This is a genomic window from Brevundimonas vesicularis, assembly GCF_900445985.1.
Lineage (GTDB): Bacteria > Pseudomonadota > Alphaproteobacteria > Caulobacterales > Caulobacteraceae > Brevundimonas > Brevundimonas vesicularis_D.
This window is the reverse complement of sequence record NZ_UAQP01000012.1, coordinates 1-5,281: the sequence shown is the minus strand read 5'-3', so window position 1 is coordinate 5,281 and position 5,281 is coordinate 1. Positions and strand designations below refer to the sequence as shown.

The 5,281-nt window shown below is 45.4% G+C and carries 2 protein-coding genes and 2 rRNA genes; all 4 read right to left on the bottom strand.

Annotated elements, in window-relative coordinates; translation table 11 throughout:
• Positions 1-382 precede the first annotated feature (382 nt).
• Positions 383-1,363, bottom strand: a complete 981-nt coding sequence (locus DT343_RS18130) for an IS30 family transposase (RefSeq protein ID WP_112862631.1) — start codon at positions 1,361-1,363, stop codon at positions 383-385.
• Positions 1,364-1,634: 271 nt separating this feature from the next.
• Positions 1,635-1,937 (bottom strand): ComEA family DNA-binding protein, encoded by a 303-nt coding sequence (locus DT343_RS18125; RefSeq protein ID WP_072282142.1) that lies wholly within the window; start codon positions 1,935-1,937, stop codon positions 1,635-1,637.
• Positions 1,938-2,153: 216 nt separating this feature from the next.
• Positions 2,154-2,270, bottom strand: a 5S ribosomal RNA gene (rrf, locus tag DT343_RS18120).
• 92 nt (positions 2,271-2,362) lie between these two features.
• Positions 2,363-5,220 (bottom strand): 23S ribosomal RNA (locus DT343_RS18115).
• Between the last annotated feature and the right edge of the window lie 61 nt (positions 5,221-5,281).

Genomic DNA, 5,281 nt, shown 5'->3' with positions numbered 1-5,281 from the left:
CTTATCCGCTAATTCAGGCAATAAAATTGCAAATAAACTAATACATGCAATCAATCCTGCCGAAATCAGAAAAACCGCGGAATTCAGACCATGCTTATGCAGTTTTTGCATAGGTGTACTCATATCTATTCCTTCAAAATTTTTAAATATCAAAGCTATCTTCTGCTCTCTATACTTCAAAATAAAATCTCATCGCTGACTTATGCTATAAATAAGCTGCTTAGATTCAAGCTTGAAGTGCAACATTTAATAGACAAGAGAGAAGATGTAAGAGGCGCAGTGTTGCACTTGCTCATCAACTCTCACCTATCAGAACGTCATGAATACTACACACATCTTACACAAGACAAAGGTATCAAATATTCGTGCTCAAGAAAAGCGCTTACTCATATAGGGCAGATTCAATATGAAGTGCAACGCACCCAAAGCTAACTTTAACCTCCAATGGCGTCATAAAGCCTAGCACCTTACGAGGACGATTATTCAAATTGTCCTCTATCTCTTTGATGTATTCAGCGCAGAGATTATCGAGTCTCACAGACTTCGGCAAAAATTGTCGAATCAATCCATTGAGGTTCTCATTACCCCCTCTCTCCCAAAAGTGATAAAGTCTGGCAAAAAATATCTCGGCATTGAGTGCTTCAGCTATCTGTTCATGCCGAGAAAATTCTTTGCCATTATCAAAAGTAATCGTGCAAACCTTTTCAGCATTAAGTATCTCTATACAAGCTTGTGCCACTTGTTCGGCTTTACGATGCTTCAATGCTTTGAGTTTGACTTCTCTCGTTGTTCTTTCTACAAGAGTCACTAATGCTCCTTTGTGCTTATAACCAATGACCGTATCACCTTCATAATCCCCTAAGCGCCTACGCTGTTCTACTATTTCCGGGCGTTCTGAAATATCTACTCTGTTGGGAATGTGTCCGCGTCTGTCATGAGCTTTGAAGCCACGTTTACGGTAGGTTTTCTGACTACGCAGATGCCGATATAAGTCTCCGCCTGATTTCTTGTCTGCATAAATATAGCGATAGATGCTTTCATGACTGGGAACATGTTGCCAACCCAGTCGTTTAAGATGCCCTGTCATCTGTTCGGGAGAATATTTTCTCTCAATCAGATGATTGATGTAGGCTTTGGCAAAATCACTGAGTTGATAAGCGTTTTGCTTTTTATGGTCTTCTGCCATTTCTTGAACTTGCAGCGGTCGATAAGCTCTTTTACCTGTATTGCGTTTGATCTCTCGGCTGATGGTAGATTTATGGCAGCCTATGATATTGGCTATTTCGCTATATGAATAACCGCTTTTCTTAAGCACGGATATTTGATACCTTTGTTCTTGTGTAAGATGTGTATAATGTTTCATAACGTTCTGATAGGTAAGAGTTGATGAGCAAGTGCAACACCGCACATCTTACATCTTCTCTCTTGTCTATTAAACGTTGCACTTCAAGCTTGAATCTAAGCTCTTTTTTATTTCCTTGACTATAGGTTTTATGACGCCACTGGAGGTTAAAGCTAGCTTTGGGGCGCGTTGCACTTCATATTGAATCTACCTCCCAAAAAATCAAAGACTATCTGATAAGGATCAGATAGTCTTTTAGAAAACTTTTGTGCCTTAGGTTAGTAGCCTAAAACTATTTTAAATTTTGAACATCCTCGAAAGAAGTTTCGCCTTCAACGCTTAAATCCTCTTTCAGTGCAGAAAAAATGCCCTCACCTATTCCTTTAACCAAAACGATATCTTCAATTTTGGCAAAATCTCCATTAGCTTCACGATACTCTACAATCGCCTTAGCTTTAACCTCGCCAATATTTTTGAGCTGAGACAGTTCTTCTACCGTAGCCGTATTGATATTGACCTTAGCAGATACCGCAGCCGATAAGCCCAATAAGACCAATACTCCCACTGCTTTAGTTAAAGCTTTTTTAAACAACATAATGTACTCCTCAATTATTTTCCAAATTATGATGGTATGAGCTCTAAGCTCTAAGCTCTAAGCTCTAAGCTCTAAGCTCTAAGCTCTAAGCTCTAAGCTCTAAGCTCTAAGCTCTAAGCTCTAAAAAATTAGAACATAAACGTAAGAGATTTTAAACTTAACAAAAAGCAATAAATAAAAAAGCCCCTGTATTACTACAGGGGCTTTCGAATAAAAACCTGACATTGGACCTACTCTCACATGGGGATACCCCACACTACCATCGGCGATGCTGCGTTTCACTTCTGAGTTCGGCATGGATTCAGGTGGGACCACAGCTCTATGGATGTCAGGAAAACCGGTTACTTCAATTTAAGTATCGACTTCTTTTTCTTTGCCGATACTTCAACGTAATTCTTTAAGCTTCAAAATAACTTGAGCGTTGTATGATCAAGCCTCACGATCAATTAGTACTCCTTAGCTGCATACATTACTGCACTTCCACATGGAGCCTATCAACGTCGTAGTCTTCAACGGATCTTTAGAGACCTTTAAGGTCTAGGGAGATCTTATCTTAGGAGGGGCTTCCCACTTAGATGCTTTCAGCGGTTATCCCTTCCGAACATAGCTACCCAGCAATGCCATTGGCATGACAACTGGTACACCAGAGGTTCGTCCATTCCGGTCCTCTCGTACTAAGAACAGCTTCCTTCAAATCTCCAACGCCCACGGCAGATAGGGACCGAACTGTCTCACGACGTTCTGAACCCAACTCGCGTACCACTTTAAATGGCGAACAGCCATACCCTTGGGACCTGCTACAGCCCCAGGATGTGATGAGTCGACATCGAGGTGCCAAACTCCTCCGTCGATATGGACTCTTGGGAGGAATCAGCCTGTTATCCCCGGAGTACCTTTTATCCGTTGAGCGATGGCCCTTCCATTCAGAACCACCGGATCACTAAGACCTACTTTCGTATCTGCTCGACTTGTCTGTCTCGCAGTTAAGCGGGCTTCTGCCTTTGCACTCTTGGTACGATTTCCGACCGTACCGAGCCCACCTTCGCACTCCTCCGTTACTCTTTAGGAGGAGACCGCCCCAGTCAAACTACCCACCAGACACTGTCTGAGATCCCGATTCAGGGACCGTCGTTAGAACATCAAAATACGCAGGGTGGTATTTCAAGGTTGGCTCCACAAAAACCAGAGTTCTTGCTTCATAGCCTCCCACCTATCCTATGCAACGTATTTCAATGTTCAGTGTCAAGCTGTAGTGAAGGTTCACGGGGTCTTTCCGTCTTGCCGCGGGTACACTGCATCTTCACAGCGATTTCAACTTCACTGAGTCTCGGGTAGAGACAGCGCCGCCATCGTTACGCCATTCGTGCAGGTCGGAACTTACCCGACAAGGAATTTCGCTACCTTAGGACCGTTATAGTTACGGCCGCCGTTTACCGGGGCTTCGATCAAGAGCTTGCACCCCATCAATTAACCTTCCGGCACCGGGCAGGCGTCACACCCTATACGTCCACTTGCGTGTTTGCAGAGTGCTGTGTTTTTGATAAACAGTCGCAGCGGCCTATTCTCTGCGGCCTCCAACAGCTATTCACCGTCAGAGGCATACCTTCTCCCGAAGTTACGGTATCATTTTGCCGAGTTCCTTTACCCGAGTTCTCTCAAGCACCTTAGAATTCTCATCCTACCCACCTGTGTCGGTTTGGGGTACGGTCAAACAATATCTGAAGCTTAGAGGCTTTTCCTGGAAGCAGAGCATCAACCACTTCGTCTCCGTAGAGACTCGTCATCACGTTTCAGTCTTAAATACCCGGATTTTCCTTGGTATTCAACCTATGCGCTTAAACACACGTCCAACAGTGTGCTGGCCTAGCTTTCTCCGTCCCCCCATCGCAATATTGTTCGGTACAGGAATATTAACCTGTTTCCCATCGACTACGCTTTTCAGCCTCGCCTTAGGGACCGACTCACCCTGCGCCGATTAGCGTTGCGCAGGAACCCTTGGGTTTTCGGTGTGCGGGTTTTTCACCCGCATTATCGTTACTCATGTCAGCATTCGCTCTTGTGATACCTCCAGCATTCTTCTCAGAACACCTTCATCAGCCTACACAACGCTCCCCTACCACACACGCTTTCGCGTGCATCCGCAGCTTCGGTATACAGTTTAGCCCCGGTAAATCTTCCGCGCAGGACGACTCGACTAGTGAGCTATTACGCTTTCTTTAAAGGGTGGCTGCTTCTAAGCCAACCTCCTAGCTGTCTTCGCCTTCCCACTTCGTTTCCCACTGAACTGTAATTTGGGGACCTTAGCTGGCGGTCTGGGTTGTTTCCCTCTTCACGACGGACGTTAGCACCCGCCGTGTGTCTCCTGTGGTAAAACTTTACGGTATTCAGAGTTTGCATCGGTTTGGTAAGTCGGTGTGACCCCCTAGCCGAAACAGTGCTTTACCCCCGTAAGTCAATCCACAAGGCACTACCTCAATAGTTTTCGGGGAGAACCAGCTATCTCCGAGCTTGTTTAGCCTTTCACTCCTATCCACAGGTCATCCCCGCATTTTTCAACATGCGTGGGTTCGGTCCTCCAGTTGATGTTACTCAACCTTCAACCTGCCCATGGATAGATCGCCCGGTTTCGGGTCTACACCCAGCGACTCAATGCCCTATTCAGACTCGCTTTCGCTTCGGCTTCCTTAATCAGTTAACCTCGCCACTGAATGTAACTCGCTGACCCATTATACAAAAGGTACGCCGTCACATATCTACATATGCTCCGACTGCTTGTATGCACACGGTTTCAGGTTCTATTTCACTCCCTTCACCAGGGTTCTTTTCGCCTTTCCCTCACGGTACTGGTTCACTATCGGTCGACAACGAGTATTTAGCCTTGGAGGATGGTCCCCCCATGTTCAGACAGGATTTCACGTGTCCCGCCCTACTCGATTCACCAACTTGTCTTTCGTATACGGGGCTATCACCCGCTATGGCCACGTTTCCCAACGTGTTCTACTAGATGTTGCCGGCTTAATTGGGCTGCTCCGCTTTCGCTCGCCGCTACTGACGGAATCTCGGTTGATTTCTTTTCCTCGGGGTACTTAGATGTTTCAGTTCTCCCGGTTCGCTTCTTTAATCTATGTATTCAATTAAAGATGACCCTAAGGTCGGGTTGCCCCATTCGGAGATCCTAGGTTAATCGCTTGTTATCAGCTCACCTAGGCTTTTCGCAGATTTCCACGTCCTTCTTCGCCTGTTGTCGCCAAGGCATCCACCGTGTGCACTTATTCACTTGATCATACAACCTCAAATTATCTTGTTTCTCTTTATTCCTAAAGGTCTTCAAAATAACAAAGTTG

Excerpts from the sequence above, each read along its gene's own strand:
- DT343_RS18130 (WP_112862631.1), bottom strand. The coding sequence starts at position 1,363 with ATGAAACATTATACACATCTTACACAAGAACAAAGGTATCAAATATCC.
- DT343_RS18125 (WP_072282142.1), bottom strand. The coding sequence starts at position 1,937 with ATGTTGTTTAAAAAAGCTTTAACTAAAGCAGTGGGAGTATTGGTCTTA.